Source organism: Kineococcus aridisoli, from assembly GCF_050871885.1.
Lineage (GTDB): Bacteria > Actinomycetota > Actinomycetes > Actinomycetales > Kineococcaceae > Kineococcus.
Genome location: NZ_JBJLSF010000026.1, coordinates 1 through 18,176, shown reverse-complemented (window position 1 = coordinate 18,176; position 18,176 = coordinate 1). Strand labels below are relative to the sequence as shown.

Genomic DNA, 18,176 nt, shown 5'->3' with positions numbered 1-18,176 from the left:
GACCCGGCCCCGGAAGCGCAGGTCGGCGTGCTCGCTGCCGATTGCTAGAAGGTGGTCAAGTTCTTCTGCGACATGCGGGTCGTGCCCCGCATCCTCTGCGGCTTCGCGGTGGTCGGTGCGCTGCTCCTCGTCGTCGCGGGTGCGGGCGTGGTGCAGCTGGAGGCCGTGCACGCCCGGCTGCAGGACATGAGCGTGTCCACCGTCGCCTCGGCCGACTCCCTCGGGCACGTGGGACGTGCCCTGGAGCGGGTGGAGGGGGACCTGCCCGACCTGGCGCTGGCCGTCGGCGAGGAGGCGCGGGCCCGGGTCCAGCAGCGCACCAGCACCGACGACGCCGCGCTCGACGCCGCCTGGACGGCCTACCTGGACTCCTCCCCGGCGTCCTCGCCGGCCCAGCGCGAGGAGTTCACGGCCGACCTGGCCGCCTGGCGCGCGGACCGGGACACCGTCGCGGAGCTGGCCCTGGCCGGGGACGTCGAAGGGTTCACCACCGCCCGGGCCGCCACGACCACCCCCTCCGGGGAGGCCCTGTCCGCCGACCTGACCGCCCTCGTCGAGACCGAGGAGCGCGCGGCCGCCGTCAGCGCCGCCGCCGGCGAGGACACGTACCACCGCGCGCTCCAGCTGATCGCCGGTGTCGCAGCGCTCGCGCTGCTCGCCGGCACCGCGATCGCGGTCCTGCTGGGCAAGAGCATCTCCGTGCCCCTGGCGCTCGTGGTCCCGGTCGTCGAAGGACTGGCCGAGGGGCGCCTGGACCGGCGCGCCCGGGTGCTCTCCCGCTGCGAGCTGGGACAGATGGCCGCCGCCACGAACGCCTCGGTGGACCGCCTGGCCGGCCTCGTGCGCGACGTCTCCGGCGGTGCCTCGGCGCTGGCGGCCTCCTCCGAGGAGCTGACCGCCGTGGCCTCGCAGCTGTCGTCCAGCGCGGAGGAGTCGGCCGTGCAGTCGCGCTCGGTCGCCGCGGCCACCGAGGAGATCTCGGCGGGCATCGGCACCGTCGCCGCGGCCGGCGAGCAGATGACCGCCGCCATCCGCGAGATCGCGGCATCGACGGCCGAGGCCTCCGCCGTCGCGGCGGCGGCGGTGCAGGACGCGTCCTCGGCGCAGGCGATCCTGGCCCGCCTGTCGGCCTCCAGCCAGGAGATCGGCGCCGTCGTCAGCCTCATCACCTCCATCGCCGAGCAGACCAACCTGCTGGCCCTCAACGCCACCATCGAGGCCGCCCGGGCGGGGGAGGCCGGCAAGGGCTTCGCCGTCGTCGCCGGCGAGGTCAAGGAGCTGGCCCAGCAGACCGCGCGCGCCACCGAGGACATCACCAGCCGGGTGGCGGCCACCCAGGCCGACGCGAGCGCCGCGACCGGCGCCATCGCCCAGGTCCTGGACGTCATCGCCCGCATCGACGCCCTGCAGGCGAGCGTGGCCGCCGCCGTCGAGCAGCAGTCCGCGACCACCGCGGAGGTGGTCCGCAGCGCCACCGGGGTCTCCGGCGGCAGCCGCGAGGTCGCCGCGAGCGTCGGGAGCATCGCCGCCGCGGTCGACCAGACCACCAGCAGCGCCGGTCACACGGCGGCGACGGCCGAGGAGGTCTCGCGGGTGGCGGCCGACCTCGACCGGCTCATGGGCACCTTCGTCTGCTGAGCGGGCCCGCGGACGGCGGGGCGCCTCGAGGTGAGGGCGGACCCCGTCGTCCTGTAAGCTCACTGACCGTGCCCGCGAGGGCGCGAGACGCCGCCTTAGCTCAGTCGGCCAGAGCGACGCACTCGTAATGCGTAGGTCCGGGGTTCGATTCCCCGAGGCGGCTCGTCCCGGAGGGGGCGCCCACGACGGGCGCCCCCTCCGTCGCGTCCGGGGTGCGGTGCGGGCCCGGCGCGGCAGCGGTGCGCGAGGATGCCGCCCGTGGCGCACCTGCTCGACCCCGCCGCCCACGCCGACGACTGGCTGGTGGCGCTCGCCCTGCTGCTGGGCACCGTCGTCGTCGGGGCCGTGCTGCCCGTCGTGCCCACCGGCGCGGCGGTGAGCGCCATGGCGGCGCTCGCGCACCACCGCTCCTGGCCGGCCACGGGCGAGGTCGTCCTCGTCGGCGCGGTGGCGGCTTACGCGGGGGACCTGCTGCTGTACGCGCTGCTGCTGCGCGGGGCGCACACCCGGGCGGGGCGGGCGCTGCACCGGCGGGCGGGCAGCTCGGCGCACCTGGAGCAGCTGGGGCGCCGGCTGGCCCGCCACGACGTCGGCACGCTGACGACCTCGCGGCTGCTGCCGGGAGCGCGGGTGCCGGTGATGGCGGCCGCCGCCACGACGGGCTACCCCCTCCCGCGCTTCGCCGTGGCCGACACCGCGCCCGTGGCCTGCTGGGCGCTGGCCTACGGCGCGCTGGGGCTGGCCGGGCGCAGCCTCAGCGACCGCCCGTGGGTGGGCGTGGCGGCCGCCGTCGCGCTGGGCGTGGCCGCCTCCGCCCTGGTCAGCCTCGTGCAGCGCCGGCGGGGGCGCCGGTGACGACGGCGAGGTCCGCGACCTCGCCGGCGGGGACGGGGCGGGCGAAGAGGTAGCCCTGCGCGGCGTCGCAGGAGGCGGCCAGCAGGCCGGTGAGCTGGCCGTCCTGCTCCACGCCCTCGGCGACCACGCCCAGGCGGGAGCTGTGGGCGGCGCTGATCAGCAGCCGCACGAGGTCGGCGGAGGCGGCGTCGGGGGAGGCCACGAAGCTGCGGTCGATCTTGAGCACGTCCACCGGCAGCCGCGAGAGCTGGCCGATGGAGGTGTAGCCGGTGCCGAAGTCGTCGATGGCCACGCGCACGCCCAGGGCGCGCAGGGCGCGCAGCTGCTCCAGGGCCAGCGGCTCGTCGACGAGGACGGTCTCGGTGATCTCCACGGTCAGGCGTTCGGGGGCGATGCCGCTGGCGGCCAGCGCGGCCGTCACGTCGCCGACCAGGCGGGCCTGCCCGAGGTGGCGCCCGGAGACGTTGACGGCGGCGCCGATGCCGGCCAGCGCACCGCCCTCGCCGTCCCAGCGCACCAGCTGGGCGCAGGCCTCGGCCAGCGCCCAGCGGCCGAGCTCGCAGACGAGGTCGGAGCGCTCGGCGACGGCGACCGCCTCGGCGGGCGGCACGGGCCCGTGCCCGGGCCGGTCCCAGCGCAGCAGCGCCTCCACACCCTCCACCGACCTCGTCGCCAGGTCCACGACCGGCTGGTAGTGCAGCTCCAACCCGCCCTCGGCCAGCGCGGTCCACAGCGCCCGCTCCACCGCTCCGCGCCGGGCCAGCTCGGCGCGCAGCGCGTCGTCGAAGACCTCCACGACCCCGCGGCCGGCGGCCTTGGCCCGGTAGGCGGCCGCGTCGGCCTCCACGAGCAGCCGCTCGGCGCCGCCCCCGCCCCCGCCGCTGCCGGCGACGCCGACGCTGGCCCCCACCCGCACCTGCGCCCCGGCGTGGCGCCCGCTCAGCTGCACCGGCTCGCTGACGGCGTCGATGAGGCGGCGGCCCAGGTCCACCAGGGCCGCGTCGGCCGTGCTCGCCGCGGGGCCGTCCCCGCCCTCGACGCCCTCGACGAGGACGACGAACTCGTCGCCGCCCAGGCGGGCCACGACGTCGCCGCCGCGCAGGCAGGCCGCCATCCGCCCGGCCACCACCCGCAGCAGCTCGTCGCCGGCGGAGTGGCCGTGGGTGTCGTTGACGGCCTTGAAGTGGTCCAGGTCGACGAACAGCAGCCCCACCCGGCCGCCGCTGCGGGCCGCGCGGTGCAGCGCCGCCTCGATCAGCAGCAGCGCCTGCGCCCGGTTGGGCAGGCCGGTGAGCGCGTCGTGGGAGGCCTGGTGCGCCAGGTCCGCCTGCAGCCGCTCGCGCTCGGAGAGGGCACCGACCATCCGTCGCACCGAGTCGTGGACGACCTCCCCGAGCGGGCCGTGCACCGGGCGGTGCACGACGTCGGCGTCCAGGGCGCCGTCGGCGACGGCCTGGGCCTGGTCGCGCACCCGGCGCAGGTTGTCGACGGCGGCGGCCAGGCCGCGCGCGACGGTGCGGACCTCGGCGGGACCGGACTCCTCCACGTCCAGCAGCTCGCCGTCGCTGACCGCGCGGGCCTGCGCGGCCAGGCGCCCCAGCGGGGCGGCGATCCAGCGGCGCAGCAGCAGGGCGGCGGCCAGCGTGCCGGCCACCAGCAGCGCGCAGACGGCGACGAGCACGCGCAGGGTGTCCCGGGCCTCGCGCGCGGGCCCCCCGGCCGCGGTGACGGCCGCCTCGCCCGTCTCGGCCACGACGGTGCCCAGCGCCGCGTCGCGGGCGCTGTTGGCCGCCGTGAGCGCGACGAACTGCGGGAGCGCCAGCGAGCCGTCCTCCAGCGCCGCGGTGCGCAGCAGCGCCTCCAGCTGCACCGCCTCGGGGGTGGAGACCACGCCGGTCCAGCGGGCGGCGCTGCCCGGGGAGTTCAGGGAGGTCACCTCGGTGGCCGCGACGGCGTAGCCGCCCCAGGTCGACAGGAACGCCGCGCGGTTGTCGACCTGCTCCTGGCCGCTCGTCGTCAGCGAGGAGAAGTACAGCGGCACCTCGACGCTGGCCAGCGAGGAGGCCCGCGAGACGCGCTGCAGGTCGGCGACGGCGCGGGTGCCGGCGTCGTCGAGGCCGGCGGCGCTCGCGCTCTGCAGGTGGTCGCCGACCTGGACCGCCAGGCGCGCCACGAGGCCGCGGTAGCCGCCGAACACGGCCGACAGGTCGCCGTCGGCGGACTGCGCCCGCAGCTGGCGCACCCCGCGGCCGGCCGCGGCGGCCTGCGCGGCGGCGCCCGTGGTGCCGGCCGCGGCGACCGCCTCGTCGGTGGTCCGCTGCGCGGCCGCGAGCTGGGCGCCCAGCGCGTCGCCGGCGAAGGTCGGCAGCTGCGCCAGCGACGCGCCGTCCAGGCCCACGGAGGCGGCGGTGGCCGGGTCGCCCAGGACGGCCTGGCCGAGCACGGGCACGACCTCCTGGGCCACGGCCGCGCGCACGACGTCGAGGGCGACGGCGCTGCGCACGTCGTCGGTGGCCTCGGCCGCGGCGGCGGCGCGCTCGGCCTGCTCGTCCACGGCGTAGCCGACCAGGCCCACGAGCCCGACGAGCGGGACGAGGACGAGGGCGAGCAGGCTGCGCTGCAACGAGCCGGGCCCGGTCCGGGGCCCGGCCCAGGGCCGGGCCCCGGGGCGGGCGCGGTGCGGGCGGTCGGCCGGCGGCTGGACTGGTGGCACGGACGCTCCTCGACGGCCTGGTGCAGGTGGTTGAGCTGTCAATCGAGTCTGCCACCCGGTCGCCCAGCGCACACCAGTGCGCAGCGTGTCACGCTCCGCTGCCGGCGACCGCCGCCCGCGCCGCGGGTCCCGTCGGCAGCCGCGGCACCGGCACGTCGGCGGCCGGCGCCGGGCGCGCGAAGAGGTGGCCCTGGGCCGCGTCGCAGCCGGCCGTGAGCAGCACCGCCAGCTGGGAGTCCTCCTCCACGCCCTCGGCCACGACGCCGAGGGAGAAGCTGTGGGCGGCGCTGATCAGCAGCCGCACGAGGTCGGCGGAGGCGGCGTCGGGGGAGGCCACGAAGCTGCGGTCGATCTTGAGCACGTCCACCGGCAGCCGCGAGAGCTGGCCGATGGAGGTGTAGCCGGTGCCGAAGTCGTCGATGGCCACGCGCACGCCCAGGGCGCGCAGGGCGCGCAGCTGCTCCAGGGCCAGCGGCTCGTCGACGAGGACGGTCTCGGTGACCTCCACGGTCAGGCGCTGCGGGGCGACGCCGCTGGCGGCCAGGGCCGCGGCGACGTCCTCCAGCAGGTGCGCGCGCGCCAGGTGGCGGCCGGAGACGTTGACGGCCACGCCCAGGCCGGCGCGCTGCCCGCCCTCGGCGTCCCAGCGCACCAGCTGGGCGCAGGCCTCGGCCAGCGCCCAGCGGCCCAGGTCGCGGACCAGCGAGGACGCCTCGGCGATCGGCACGAAGGCGTCCGGGGGCACCAGGCCGTGCCCGGGCCGCTGCCAGCGCACCAGCGCCTCGACGCCCCGGGTGCGGCCGGTGCGCAGGTCGAGCACCGGCTGGTAGAAGAGCACCAGCTCCCCGGCGTCGAGGGCGTGGCGCAGCGCGGCCTCCACCTCGGCGCGCGTCGCCAGCTCGGCGCGCAGCGCGTCGTCGAAGACCTCCACGACCCCGCGGCCGGCGGCCTTGGCCCGGTAGGCGGCGGCGTCGGCCTCCTGCAGCAGCTGCTCGGGCGTGCTGCCGGGGGAGCTCAGCGCCACCCCGACGCTGGCGCCGGCGCGCACCGGGCGCCCGCGCAGCTCCACCGGCGCGCAGACCGCCTCCACCAGCCGCCGGCCCCGCTCGCGCAGCGCCTCCAGCGCCCCGCCCACCGCCTCCGGCGACCCGTCGGCCACCGGGACGAGCGGCACCAGGACGACGAACTCGTCGCCTCCGAAGCGGCACACCGCGTCGTGCTCGCCCACCGCCGCGCCCATGCGCGCGGCCACCTCCCGCAGCAGGTCGTCGCCCGCGGCGTGCCCCAGGGAGTCGTTGACGGCCTTGAAGTGGTCCAGGTCGACGAAGAGCAGCCCCACGCGGTGCTCCGCGCGCTGCCCCGCGCCCCCGGCGCCCTCCAGCGCGGCCTCCAGCAGCGCCTGCGCCCGCGCGCGGTTGGGCAGGCCGGTGAGCGCGTCGTGCGCCGCCTGGTGGGCCAGGTCCGCCCGCAACCGCTCGCGGTCCTGGACGGCACCGATGAGCTGCGTCATCGAGGCGTGCACGACCGCTCCCAGGGGCCCCTCCAGGGAGCGGCGCGCCGCCTCGGACTCCAGGTCGCCGGCGGCGACGGCCTGGGCCTGGTCGCGCAGGCGGCGCAGCCCGTGCACGGCGGCGGCCAGGCCGCGCGCCGCGGTGCGCACCTCGGCGGGGCCGGACTCCTCCACGTCGACGAGCTCGCCGGCGCCGACGGCGCGCGCCTGCGCGGCCAGCCGGGCCAGCGGCCGCGTCAGCGAGATGCGCACGACCACGGTGGCCACGAGGGTCGCGGCCAGCAGGGCGGCGGCCAGCAGCACCACCGAGCGCAGCTGCCGGTCCACGTGCGCGGCGTGCGCGGTGGCGGCCTCCACCGCGCGGTCGGCGGCCACCTGCACGGCGCGCTCGATGCCGGCGTCGCGGCGGGCGTTGGCGGCCAGCAGCGCCGGCAACCGGCTCGGCGGCGGTTCCTGGCCGGCGGTGGCGGCGGCGGCCGCGGTGGCGTCGACGGTGCGCACGCCGCTGCCCGTGGCGGCCGTCCAGGCGGTGACGACCTCCGGCGCGCAGGTGCCGACCACCTCGGCGGCGGCCTCCCGGTAGCCGCCCCAGACCTCCACGAAGCGGGCGTGGACCGCGTCGCCGGCCGCCCCGCTGCCCAGCAGCGAGGCCAGGAGCAGGGGCGTCTCCGCGCCGGCGAGGGTGCCCGCGCGCGAGACGCGCAGCACGTCGCCGACGGCGTCGGTGGTCCCGCCGTCCAGCCCCTGGGTGCGGGCGGTGCGCAGGTGCGCGGCCGTGCGGATCCCCAGCTGCCGCCCCAGCTGCTGGTACTCGGTGAACACCGACTCCAGGGGCCGGTCGCCGTGCCGGGTGCCGCGCAGCCGCGCCAGCGCCTGCGCGACCTGCTCGGCGTCGGCGCGGGCGGCGGTGCCGCGGGCCCGCTGCACGGCGGCGTCGACCTGGACGCGCGCGCTCTGCAGGCGGCCCGGCGCCTCGGCACCCCGCAGGGCCTCCAGCACGGTGGCGTCGACCCCCAGGGCGCGGGCCTGCGCGGGATCGCTCACCAGACCCGTGACCAGGGCGGGCGCGACCTCCTGGGCGATGCCGACCCGCACGGCGTCCAGGGCGACGGCGGCGCGCACCTCCGCGACGGCGGTGCGCACCGCCGCCACCTGCCGGCTGCGCTCCTGCACGGCGACGCCGACGAGGAGGGCGACACCCGTGGCCGGCACCAGCACGAGCGCGACCAGGCGCTGCTGCAGGCCGCCACGGCCCCGCCACCACCTGCGCTCCACGGTGCTCACCTCGCGGACGTCGGCGCGGCACCGCCGCGTGTTGAGCGGTGCCGCGCGAGGGGTACCCGGACAGCCGTGTCCGACCACCCGCCCGGTCCAGCGCACCGGCCCGGCGCGCTCGCGCGGGCGTGTCCAGCGAACGGGACGCAGCCCGCCGGGCGCAAGCGGATCGGCGAGATCCGTGCGCCCGGGTGCGCGGCGGTGCGCGGCCCGCTCAGGGGTGCAGCAGCACCTTCAGGGCGCCGGAGCGGGCGGCGAGGACGTCGAGGGCCTCGCCGGCCCGCGCGATGTCGAACTCGTGGGTGATGAGCGGCGTCGGGTCCAGCACGCCCGCGGCGAAGGCGCGCACCGCGTAGGCCCAGGCGCGGGTCGGGGCGCCGAAGACGGTGAGGACGTGGACGTTGCGGGAGACGAGCTCCAGGCTGGACAGGTCGTCGGCGTCGGAGGCGGGGATGCCGGTGAGCACCACGCGCCCGCCGCGGCGGGCCAGCCGGACGGCGCTGCGGGCCACGCCCGGTGCGCCCGCGGCCTCGACGACCGCGTCGAAGCGGCCCTCCACCGAGGCCGGGTCGGAGGTGTAGTGCGCGGCGCCGCAGGTGGCGGCCAGCTCGCGGCGGGAGTCGTCGCGGTGCACGACGGTGACCTCGCAGCCGGCGCCGCGCAGCAGCTGCACGGCGAGCAGGCCCAGCGTGCCGGCGCCGATGACGGCGACCTTCGAGCCGACGGTGACGTCGGCGAGCAGGACGGCCTCGGCCACGCAGGCGGCGGGCTCGATGCCGGCGGCGGCGCGCAGGTCGGCGCCCTCGGGCAGCAGGTGCAGGTAGCGCGCGGGCAGCGTCAGCCAGGTGGCCCAGCCGCCGGGCAGCGTGAAGCCGGTCTCCTCGTACTCCTGCGGCCAGCCGTCGGGGTCGCCCACCACGGAGGAGGGGGTGCCCTCGGCGGTGCGGATGCCCTGGCCGACGACGCCGCGGCCGACGATCCCCTCGGGCACGCCGGCGCCGACGGCCTCGACGGTCCCGGACCACTCGTGGCCGGGGACGACGGGGTAGCGGACGAACTCGGCGGGGCGGGTGCCGGCGAACACCTCGCGGTCGGAGCCGCAGATGCCGCACCAGGCGATCCTGACGAGCGCCTCACCCGGGCCGGGGTCGGCGACGTCGACGTCGATGAGCTCGAGGGATCCGGGGGCGGGGACCCGGACGGCCCGTCCCGTGCGCGCGGCGGTCATGGGCGCAAGCTAGCGGGCCGCTGCGACGCGTGCGGCGCCGGGCGCGGCGGGCGGTGCGGCCGGGGGGCCGCGTCAGGCCCCGCCCTCGGCCCGGTCGAGCAGCTCGGTGAGGGCGCTCACCAGCCGCCGCGCCTCCGGCAGCGACAGCTGGGCGATGTCGCCGATGAAGACCCGCGGGCCGAAGCGGCGCAGCACGGTCTCGCCCCGCTCGGCGTAGGCGAGGTCGGTGCACTCCAGGCGCACGGGGCAGGGGCGCTCGGCGCCCTCGTCGCCCTCGAGGGGGACGGTGGCGGCCTCGTGCGCGTGCAGCCAGCCGCCCTCGACCTCCAGCCCCTGGGACGCCCACGCGGGGGCGTCCCACCGGATGACCCGGAGGGTGTCGTCGGCCACCTGGGCGGTGCCGTCGGCGGGAGTGCGCTGGTCGTCCATCGACGCTCCATGACTGGCTAGTGGGGTGGGAAGGACCGCAAGGGCAGCTGAAAGTGAGCGACTCATTGCACAGAGTTGCTCGGTCAGCCTGCCAGACGACGAGCGGTTCCGCGCTGTCATCGCTGCAACACGTTGAGTCGATGTCGTGGTGTCCACGAGCAGCGGTGGCTGTCCAACCGGTGGACGAGCGGACCGAGGAGTTGCCTCGGCCTTCCCCGCGGCGGCACCATCGGCACGTGCTCCCACGCCGGCTGGTCGTCCTCGACCCCTTCTGGCCGGGCCGGCGTCCGTACCTCTTCGACGGCTGGTGTCGGCGCTCCTGACGCGCCCCAGCCCACCCGCCGCACCACCCACCGAAGAGGACCCGCCGTGAGCACCGACGCCACCCCCGCGAACACCCCTGCCGACGTCCCCGCCAACGACCCGTCGCGCTGGAGCTTCGAGACGCTCCAGATCCACGCCGGCCAGTCGCCGGACCCGACGACGGGCGCGCGGGCGCTGCCGATCTACCAGACGACCAGCTACGCCTTCCGCGACTCCGACCACGCCGCCGCGCTGTTCGGCCTCGCCGAGGCGGGCAACATCTACACGCGGATCATGAACCCCACCCAGGACGTCGTCGAGCAGCGCATCGCCGCGCTCGAGGGCGGCATCGGCGCGCTGCTCGTGGCCTCCGGCCAGGCCGCCGAGAGCCTGGCGATCCTCAACATCGCCTCCGCCGGGGACCACGTCGTCTCCAGCCCGCGCCTGTACGGCGGCACGTACAACCTGTTCCACCACACGCTGCCCAAGATGGGCATCAGCGTCGGCTTCGTGGCCGACCCCGACGACCCGGCCTCCTGGGCCGCGGCCGTGCGCCCGGAGACCAAGCTCTTCTACGCCGAGACCATCTCCAACCCCGCCGGTGACGTGCTCGACATCGAGGCCGTCGCCGGCGCGGCCCACGCGGCCGGCGTGCCGCTCGTGGTCGACAACACGATCGCCACCCCGTACCTGGTGCGCCCCTTCGAGCACGGCGCGGACGTCGTCGTGCACTCGGCGACGAAGTACCTCGGCGGGCACGGCACCTCCGTGGCGGGCGTCGTCGTCGACTCCGGCCGCTTCGACTGGGCCGCCTCCGGCCGCTTCCCGGGCCTGACCACCCCCGACCCCAGCTACCACGGGGTCGTCTTCACCGACGCCGTCGGCCCGGCCGCCTACCTCACCAAGCTGCGCGTGCAGCTGCTGCGCGACCTCGGCCCCGCCGTCGCGCCCTTCAACGCCTTCCTCATCGCCCAGGGCCTGGAGACGCTGTCGCTGCGCGTGGAGCGCCACGTGGCCAACGCCCGCCGCGTCGCCGAGTGGCTCGACGCCCGCGAGGACGTGCTCTCCGTCAACTACGCCGCGCTGCCGGGCTCGCCCTGGCACGCCCAGCAGCGCAAGTACGCCCCCCGGGGCCCCGGTGCGGTGCTGGCCTTCGAGATCGCCGGCGGCGTCGACGCGGGCAAGAGGTTCGTCGACGCCCTCGTGCTGCACAGCCACGTCGCCAACATCGGCGACGTCCGCTCGCTGGTCATCCACCCGGCCTCGACCACCCACAGCCAGCTGACGCCCGAGCAGCAGCTCGCCGCGGGCGTCACCCCCGGCCTGGTCCGCCTCGCCGTCGGCCTGGAGGCCATCGAGGACGTCCTCGCCGACCTCGAGGCCGGCTTCGCGGCCGCGTCCTCCTGAGCGCGCGCGCCGGGGGAGACTGGACGCAGGAGCAGCACGCGGTGCGGGGAGTGGTGGTCGACGACGTGGGCGCGCAGGACGTGAGCGCGCGGCGGGTGAGCGCGCAGGAGGTGGCGCGGGAGGTGCCCGGGCAGGTGGCCCGCGCCCTGGCGCCGCCGCCGCCGCCCGCCACCGGGGCCTGGCGCGAGGGCGACCCGGTCGGGCGGCGGCGCTTCGCCGACGTCGGCGACCTGCCGCTGCAGCTCGGCGGCGTCCTGCCGCAGGTCCGCCTCGCCTACGAGACGTGGGGTGAGCTCGCCCCCGACGGCTCCAACGCCGTCCTCGTCGAGCACGCCCTCACCGGTGACGCGCACGTCGTCGGCGAGGCCGGCGAGGGCCACCCCACCCCGGGCTGGTGGTCCGCCCTCGTCGGGCCCGGCCGGGCGCTGGACACCGACCGCTGGTTCGTCGTCGCCGCCAACGTGCTCGGCGGCTGCCAGGGCAGCACCGGCCCGGCCTCGCGCCGGCCCGGCTCGGCGCAGGCGTGGGGGTCGGCGTTCCCGCGCATCACCGTCGCCGACCAGGTCGCCGCCGAGGCCCGGCTGGCCGACGCGCTGGGCGTCGCGCGCTTCGCCGCCGTCCTCGGCGGGTCGATGGGCGGCATGCGCTCGCTGGAGTGGGCGGCCGCGCAGCCCGGGCGGGTCGGGGCCGCGCTGGTGCTGGCGAGCACCGCGGCCACCGGCGCCGACCAGATCGGCGCCCAGAGCGCGCAGATCACCGCCGTCCTCGGCGACCCCGGCTGGCACGGCGGGGACTACCACGACCTGCCCGACGGGCACGGCCCGCACGCCGGGCTGGGCCTGGCGCGCCGGCTGGCGCACCTGACCTACCGCACGGCCGCCGAGCTCGACGCGCGCTTCGGCCGGGCCGCGCAGCTGGGGGAGGACCCGCTCTCCGCCGACGCCCCGGGCCGCTACGCCGTGCAGTCCTACCTGGACCACCACGCCGACAAGCTCGTGCGCCGCTTCGACGCCGGCAGCTACGTCGCGCTCACCGACGCGCTCAACACCTGGGACGTCGGGCTCGGGCGCGGCGGGACCGAGGCGGCCCTCGCCGGCATCCGGGTCCCGCTCGTCGTCGCCGCCGTCGACTCCGACCGGCTCTACCCGCTGGCGGACTCGGTGCGCATCGCCGAGGGCGCCCCGGCCACCGTCGGCGGCCTGCGGGTGGTCACCTCCACCGCCGGCCACGACGGCTTCCTGCTGGAGGCCGACCAGATCGCCCCGCTGGTCACCGAGGTCCTCGCCCTCGGCTCGCGCTGAGGCGCTCGCGGACGGCCCCGGCTAGCGCCGCACGTCGATGACCGCGCCGGCCTCGGCCGGCGCGGCGGCGCGGTCGGCGTCCGCCGCCCCGCCCGTCCCGTTCGCGCCACCGTTCGCGCCACCGTCGGCCCGCCCGTCGGCCCGCCCGTCGGCCCGCCCGTCGGCCCGCCCGTCCCCGGGGGGCCGGTGGGTGCGGGCGGCGACCGCCTGCGGGTCGGCGCGGCCCCACTCCCGCTCGACGTCGTCCAGCAGCGCCTCGAGGTAGGAGCGCAGCTGCGTGCGGCAGGCCTGGCCGAAGGCCTTGAGGTAGGCCACCTCCTCCTGGACGTCCCTGGCCTCCTGCGCCGGCGCGGGCACGGCCTCGCGGGCGACGGCGGCCAGGGACGCCGCCTCCCGCAGGACGGTGTCGGCCTCGGCGCGCGCCTGCTGCACCAGCTGCTCGTAGTGCTCGCGGGCCTCGCCGGTGATGCGGCGGCTGAACTCCTCCGCCTCGGCGACGTACTGGTCGGCCGTCTGCTGGGCCGCGGCCAGGATGTGCACGGCCTGGACCGGCACCTCCTCCGGGGCCGGCGCCTCGCGGGCGGCCGCCTGCGCGTCGGCCTCCCTGGCCTCGGCCGCCCGGCGCAGGGCGTGCACCTGCTCGCGCAGCTCCGCCTTCTCCGCCGTCAGGCGCTGCAGCTCCAGCTCCACCCGTCCGCGGAAGGCGTCGACCTCGGTGTCGACGTACCCCGGGTGCATCCGGCTCGCCCGGCTGAAGCGGACGCCGTGCACCGCGGCGGGGGTGAGCCGCCACTCGCTCCCGCCCCTGTCCCGGTCGCTGCTCATGCGGACACCTTCCCTTCCACGGTGGGGCCTGGTCGGCTGGGGCTGAAGGCCTCCGCGTGCAGCCGCTCCGGTGGCAGGCCCTGGCCGGCGAGCGCCGAGCCGACCTCCCGCACCACCGGGCCGGACCCGGCCACGAAGACCTCGCGGCTGGTCCACGGGCCGCGGGTGAGCAGGACGTCGGTCAGCTCCCCGTGCTCGGCCTCGCCCGCCCGCTCGTCGTCGGACACGACCGGGGTGACGGTGAGCCACGGGTGCTTGTCCTGCAGGTCGCGCAGGGCGGGCAGGTCGTACAGCTGCGCCTCGGTGCGGGCCCCGAGGAAGAGGTCCACCCGCCGGACCGGTCCGTGCCGGGCCACCTCGTCGACCAGGGCCTTCAGCAGGGCCAGCCCGGTGCCGTCGGCGACCAGCAGCAGGTCGCGGTCGGAACCCGGCGGGAGGGTGCAGGTGCCCAGGGCCGGTCCCAGGCGCAGCACGTCGCCGGGCGCCACCTGCCGCGCCAGCGCGGAGCTGACCGGCCCGCCGTCGTGCGCCTGCACGTGCAGCTCCAGGACGCCGTCGGGGCGCGGTGCGTTCGCCACGGCGTAGTACCGCCACAGCCGGGGCCGCAGCCCGGTCTCCACGGAGATCGACTGGCCCGCCCGGAAGGGCAGCTCCGCGCGGGGCCTGATCTGCAGGACCGTGACGTCGATGGTGCGGCGCTCGCAGGAGAGCACGTCGGCCTCCCACCAGGCGGGGGCCGAGGAGGCCTCCTCGGCGGCCTCGACCATGACCTGGGCGACGACGCCGTAGGCCGCCGCCCAGTCCGCGGCGAGGGCGGCGTCCCACTCGTCGTCGAAGTGCTCCAGGGTGGCCAGCAGGCTCGCGCCCACGGCGGGGTAGTGCGCGGCGACCGTGCCGAACTTGCGGTGGTCGCGCCCGAGCCCCTGCAGCACCGGCACCAGCGCGTCCAGGTCGTCCACGAGGGCGACGACCTGCCCGAGGGCGCGGAAGAGCCTGTCGCGCTGGTGCATCATCGAGACGGGGAAGAGCTCCCGCGTCTCCGGGTGGCTCAGGAACAGGTGCGAGTAGAAGAACAGCGGGGCCTCGTCGCCGGCCCGTGCGGCCTTGGCGAAGTTGCGGCGCATCCTCGCGACGTCCACGGCTCTCCTCGCGGCGGGTCGGGCAGTCGGGCGGGGTGGCTGAGGGGCGCTCAGTCCACGGCGACGGTGCGCTGGACGATCTCCTCGCGGTGGGCGCCGAGGGCCGCGCCGACCTGCTCGACGACGGCGGTGTCCACGCCGAGGTCGGTCAGCGTCCCGGCGAGGTGGGTCACCACGCGGTCGAAGTCGTCGGGGGAGATGCCGAGCCCGGCGTGCGCCTGCGCCAGGTCCCGCCCCTCGTAGCGCACCGGGCCGCCGGTGACCTGCACGAGCAGGGCCGTCTGGTGCCGGCGCAGCGCGGTCATGTCCGTGTCGGCGAAGTACGGGGCCAGCCGGGGGTCGGCCACCACCCGCTCGTAGAACTCCTGCACCGCCGTGCCGATGCCCTGCTCGCGACCCAGCTGCTCGTAGATGGACACGGGGACCTCCTCGTCGTGGGTGCCGCCGTCGGCGGCGGGTCCGTCGGCCTGCCGCGCCGCGGGGGCGGGTGCCGCCGGGGGCGGGGGAGCGTCCGGCTCCGTGCGCTCCAGGACGTCCGCGAGCAGCGCGCCGAGCTTCTGCACGTGCGCCCGGGAGTCGGCCCGCGAGGCCTCCAGGAGGTCGATCTCGCCGCGCAGGCGCTCCTGCTGCTCGCGGGCGGCGCGCTCCGCGGCCTCCGCCCGTTCCCGGACGGCGCGCTCCGCGGCCTCCGCCCGCTCCCGGGCCGCCGCCTCCAGGGCCGCGGCGCGCCGCTCCGCGTCGGCGACCAGGCGGGTCGCGATCTCCTGCGCCTCGGCCACCGCGGTGTCCGCGGTGCGCTGGGCGATCTCCAGCAGCCGCGCCGCCTGCACGTGCGGCGGGGCCGCCCCGTTCGTCCCGCCCTGCTGCGGGTCCGCGGCCAGGCGGCTCTCCAGCTCGAACCGGGCGTTGCGCGAGGTGTGCAGCTCGCTCGTCAGCACCTCGACGGTCTCGCGCACCGCGGCGACGAAGGCGTCCACCTCGGACTGGCTGTAGCCGGCCCGGCGGGCGGGCGAGAACCGCGCCGCCGCGTCGATGGCCTGGTGGGTGGTCAGCAGCACCGCGCACCTCCGGTGGGCGTGGTGCGTGCTGGCGCGGGCGACGGCATTCCGCACTCCCTCGTGTGGGCTAGTGGTGCGCCGGAGCGTACGCAGCCGTCACAGCCGCGGGAAGGCAGATCGGGGAACTCGTCCCGGATCACTGCGCAGCGTGATCAACGAGTGACGCAGAGCTGGCGATCGGGGGCGGAACGCGACCCGCCCCCGGCGCGCGTGCACCGGGGGCGGGTCGAGGGGCTGCGGGCCGCGGGGTCAGGGCGTCGTGGCCGCGACCCGCTCGTCGGTGCGCGCGTCGACGGAGCCGTGCGTGGGGTCCATCGTCCGCTCGTCGAAGGGGACCCGGCCGGCCAGGACGTGCTCGACCCGTTCCCGGTCGACCTGGTGGGTCCAGGTGCCGATGACCAGCGTCCCGACCGTGTTGCCGATGAAGTTCGTCACCGCGCGCGCCTCGGACATGAACCGGTCGATGCCGACGATGAGCCCGACGCCGTCCAGCAGGGCGGGCTTGTGCGAGGCGAGCCCGCCGGCCAGCGTGGCCAGGCCGGCGCCGGAGACCCCGGCGGCGCCCTTGGAGGCGATGACCATGAAGACGAGCAGCGAGACCTGCTCGGAGACCGACAGGGGGTCGCCCAGGGAGTTGGCGATGAACAGCGAGGCCATCGTCAGGTAGATGGCCGTGCCGTCGAGGTTGAAGGAGTACCCCGTCGGGACGACGATGCCCACGGTGGAGCGGCTGACGCCCAGGTGCTCCATCTTGGCGATCAGGCGCGGCAGCGCCGTCTCCGAGCTGGAGGTCGAGACGATGAGCAGGATCTCCCGCGCCACGTAGCGCAGCAGCGAGAAGATCGAGATCCTCGTGGCGACCCTCAGCAGGACGCCCAGCACCACGAAGACGAACACCGCGCACGTGGCGTAGAAGCCGAGCATGACGATGCCGAGGGCCTTGAGGGCGTCCACGCCCGTCTCGCCGACGACCGCCGCGATCGCCCCGAAGGCCCCGACCGGGGCCACCCACATGACCATCGCGAGGACCTTGAAGACGATCTTCTGGATCGCCTCGATCGCCGTCAGCGCCCGCTCGCCGGTGGTGCCCAGGCCCTGGACCGCGAAGCCCACGAGCAGCGCGACGAACAGCGTCTCCAGCACCGAGCCGTCGGTCAGCGCCGACGGCAGCGACGTCGGGATGATCCCCAGCAGGAAGTCGACGGTGCCGCCGGACTCCTCGGCCAGCGCGGCGCGCTCGGCCCCGACGCCGCGCAGCTCGTCGGTCAGCTCCAGGTCCGTGACCGGCAGCAGGTTGCCGACGACGAGGCCGATGGCCAGCGCGAACGTCGACATGACGACGAAGTAGAGCAGCGCCGTCCCGCCGACCCGGCCGACCTGGGCGGCCTTCCGGACCGAGCCGATGCCCAGCACGATCGTGCAGAAGATGATCGGGGAGATCATCATCTTGACGAGGTCGACGAAGCCCTCGCCCAGCGGCTTCAGCGCCTTGCCGGCCTCCGGGAAGACCAGCCCGACGGCGATGCCGAGCGCCACGGCGACGATGACGGCGATGTAGAGGAAGTGGGTGCGGTCGCGACCCCGTGCGGCGGTGCCCGCCGACGGTGCGTTCTGAGCGCCTGTGCTCATGGGACCCTCTCGGAAGCGTCGGGGAACGTCGTGCTGGAGGTGATGGTGCTCACACCGGGACCCGGGACACGTCCTTCTGGTCGTTTCGTGCACTGGACGCTGGCCTCGCGGGTGCTCGTGCTGCAGCTGCTGGTCCTGTCGGTCGTCGTCGGCGGCGCCACCACCGCGCTCGTGTGGCAGCTGCGCGAGGACACCCGCCGCGACGCGGCCGCGCTCGTCGCGGACGTCGCGGCCTCGCTGGCCACCGCCCCCGACGTCCGCGAGGGCCTGGCCGTGCCCGGGGGCACCACCGACCCCGCGCTGGCCGGTGCGCGCGCCGCGGTCGCCCGCCACGCCGAGGACGTCCGCACCGCCGCCGGCGTGGACTTCGTCACCGTCATGGACCGCGACCGCGTCCGCTGGTCGCACCCCGACCCCGCCCAGATCGGCCGCCCCTTCCTGGGCCACACCGAGGCCGCCTTCGCCGGCGGGCGGGTCGTGGAGACCTACACCGGCACCCTGGGGGAGTCCGTGCGCGCGGTGCTGCCCGTGCGCGACGACGGCGGGCGGGTCGTCGGCGCCGTCGCCGTCGGCGTCACCACGCGCTCGGTGACCGCGGACCTGCTCGCCCGGCTGCCGGTGCTGCTGACCGCGCTGGCGCTGGCCGTCGCGGTGGCCGTCGCGGGCAGCTTCGCGCTCTCGCGGTGGGGGGGGGGGGGGGGGGGGGGGGGGGGGGGGGGGGGGGGGGGGGGGGGGGGGGGGGGGGGGGTGGGGGGGGTGGGGGGGGGGGGGGGGGGGGGGGGGGGGGGGGGGGGGGGGGGGGGGGGGGGGGGGGGGGGGGGGGGGGGGGGGGGGGGGGGGGGGGGGGGGGGGGGGGGGGGGGGGGG

General features: G+C 77.3%; 12 protein-coding genes, 1 tRNA gene and 1 pseudogene. 6 read left to right on the top strand and 8 right to left on the bottom strand.

From position 1 onward, the window contains the following. The first annotated feature begins 51 nt into the window (after nucleotides 1-51). The 3 genes from ACRYM2_RS09450 to ACRYM2_RS09440 all read left to right on the top strand — a co-directional run bounded on the left by ACRYM2_RS09450 (nucleotide 52) and on the right by ACRYM2_RS09440 (nucleotide 2,493). Nucleotides 52-1,638 carry a methyl-accepting chemotaxis protein gene (locus ACRYM2_RS09450; protein ID WP_432521721.1) on the top strand — a complete coding sequence of 529 codons (1,587 nt, stop codon included), beginning with the start codon at nucleotides 52-54 and terminating at the stop codon, nucleotides 1,636-1,638. 89 nt (nucleotides 1,639-1,727) lie between these two features. After that, nucleotides 1,728-1,801 (top strand) — tRNA-Thr (locus tag ACRYM2_RS09445). 95 nt (nucleotides 1,802-1,896) lie between these two features. Beyond that, nucleotides 1,897-2,493, top strand: a complete 597-nt coding sequence (locus tag ACRYM2_RS09440) for a DedA family protein (protein ID WP_432521719.1) — start codon at nucleotides 1,897-1,899, stop codon at nucleotides 2,491-2,493. On the opposite strand, the gene ACRYM2_RS09435 is transcribed toward ACRYM2_RS09440, so the two are convergent. The 4 genes from ACRYM2_RS09435 to ACRYM2_RS09420 all read right to left on the bottom strand — a co-directional run bounded on the left by ACRYM2_RS09435 (nucleotide 2,459) and on the right by ACRYM2_RS09420 (nucleotide 9,648). Further along, on the bottom strand, nucleotides 2,459-5,206 hold the full coding sequence (locus ACRYM2_RS09435; RefSeq protein WP_432521717.1) for a putative bifunctional diguanylate cyclase/phosphodiesterase: 2,748 nt from the start codon (nucleotides 5,204-5,206) through the stop codon (nucleotides 2,459-2,461). The two genes, ACRYM2_RS09440 and ACRYM2_RS09435, sit on opposite strands and share 35 nt — an antisense overlap. An 88-nt stretch (nucleotides 5,207-5,294) precedes the next feature. Continuing rightward, nucleotides 5,295-8,000 carry a putative bifunctional diguanylate cyclase/phosphodiesterase gene (locus ACRYM2_RS09430; protein ID WP_432521715.1) on the bottom strand — a complete coding sequence of 902 codons (2,706 nt, stop codon included), beginning with the start codon at nucleotides 7,998-8,000 and terminating at the stop codon, nucleotides 5,295-5,297. Nucleotides 8,001-8,205: 205 nt separating this feature from the next. Beyond that, nucleotides 8,206-9,219, bottom strand: coding sequence for a zinc-dependent alcohol dehydrogenase (locus tag ACRYM2_RS09425; RefSeq protein WP_432521713.1), 1,014 nt, complete (start codon nucleotides 9,217-9,219; stop codon nucleotides 8,206-8,208). Between the two features lie 72 nt (nucleotides 9,220-9,291). Beyond that, nucleotides 9,292-9,648: a hypothetical protein gene (locus tag ACRYM2_RS09420; protein WP_432521711.1), complete on the bottom strand. Its 357-nt coding sequence runs from the start codon at nucleotides 9,646-9,648 to the stop codon at nucleotides 9,292-9,294. A 369-nt stretch (nucleotides 9,649-10,017) separates the two neighbouring features. Between ACRYM2_RS09420 and ACRYM2_RS09415 the strand changes: the two genes are divergently transcribed. Together ACRYM2_RS09415 and metX are read left to right on the top strand one after the other, a co-directional pair. Beyond that, the gene (locus tag ACRYM2_RS09415; RefSeq protein ID WP_432521709.1) at nucleotides 10,018-11,358 is read left to right on the top strand and encodes a bifunctional o-acetylhomoserine/o-acetylserine sulfhydrylase; all 1,341 of its coding nucleotides are present in this window, start codon (nucleotides 10,018-10,020) and stop codon (nucleotides 11,356-11,358) included. A gap of 122 nt (nucleotides 11,359-11,480) precedes the next feature. Next, entirely contained in the window at nucleotides 11,481-12,659 is a 1,179-nt protein-coding gene (metX, locus tag ACRYM2_RS09410; RefSeq protein WP_432521771.1) for a homoserine O-acetyltransferase MetX, read from the top strand. A 21-nt stretch (nucleotides 12,660-12,680) separates the two neighbouring features. Here the strand turns inward: metX and ACRYM2_RS09405 are convergent, their stop codons facing one another. The 4 genes from ACRYM2_RS09405 to ACRYM2_RS09390 all read right to left on the bottom strand — a co-directional run bounded on the left by ACRYM2_RS09405 (nucleotide 12,681) and on the right by ACRYM2_RS09390 (nucleotide 17,310). Further along, entirely contained in the window at nucleotides 12,681-13,484 is an 804-nt protein-coding gene (locus ACRYM2_RS09405; protein ID WP_432521707.1) for a DivIVA domain-containing protein, read from the bottom strand. Continuing rightward, nucleotides 13,481-14,623 (bottom strand): globin domain-containing protein, encoded by a 1,143-nt coding sequence (locus ACRYM2_RS09400; protein WP_432521704.1) that lies wholly within the window; start codon nucleotides 14,621-14,623, stop codon nucleotides 13,481-13,483. Before ACRYM2_RS09400 ends, ACRYM2_RS09405 begins: the two co-directional genes overlap by 4 nt. Nucleotides 14,624-14,673: 50 nt before the next feature. After that, nucleotides 14,674-15,681, bottom strand: coding sequence for a globin domain-containing protein (locus ACRYM2_RS09395; protein WP_432521702.1), 1,008 nt, complete (start codon nucleotides 15,679-15,681; stop codon nucleotides 14,674-14,676). 249 nt (nucleotides 15,682-15,930) lie between these two features. Beyond that, on the bottom strand, nucleotides 15,931-17,310 hold the full coding sequence (locus ACRYM2_RS09390; protein ID WP_432521700.1) for a cation:dicarboxylate symporter family transporter: 1,380 nt from the start codon (nucleotides 17,308-17,310) through the stop codon (nucleotides 15,931-15,933). An 87-nt stretch (nucleotides 17,311-17,397) separates the two neighbouring features. On the opposite strand from ACRYM2_RS09390, the pseudogene ACRYM2_RS09385 reads away from it, so the two are divergent. Beyond that, a pseudogene (locus tag ACRYM2_RS09385) lies at nucleotides 17,398-18,176 on the top strand (hypothetical protein); the annotation flags it as partial.

Coding starts and splice junctions, on each gene's coding strand:
- ACRYM2_RS09425 (WP_432521713.1), bottom strand. CDS start 9,219: ATGACCGCCGCGCGCACGGGACGGGCCGTCCGGGTCCCCGCCCCCGGA.
- ACRYM2_RS09420 (WP_432521711.1), bottom strand. CDS start 9,648: ATGGACGACCAGCGCACTCCCGCCGACGGCACCGCCCAGGTGGCCGAC.
- ACRYM2_RS09405 (WP_432521707.1), bottom strand. CDS start 13,484: ATGAGCAGCGACCGGGACAGGGGCGGGAGCGAGTGGCGGCTCACCCCC.
- ACRYM2_RS09390 (WP_432521700.1), bottom strand. CDS start 17,310: ATGAGCACAGGCGCTCAGAACGCACCGTCGGCGGGCACCGCCGCACGG.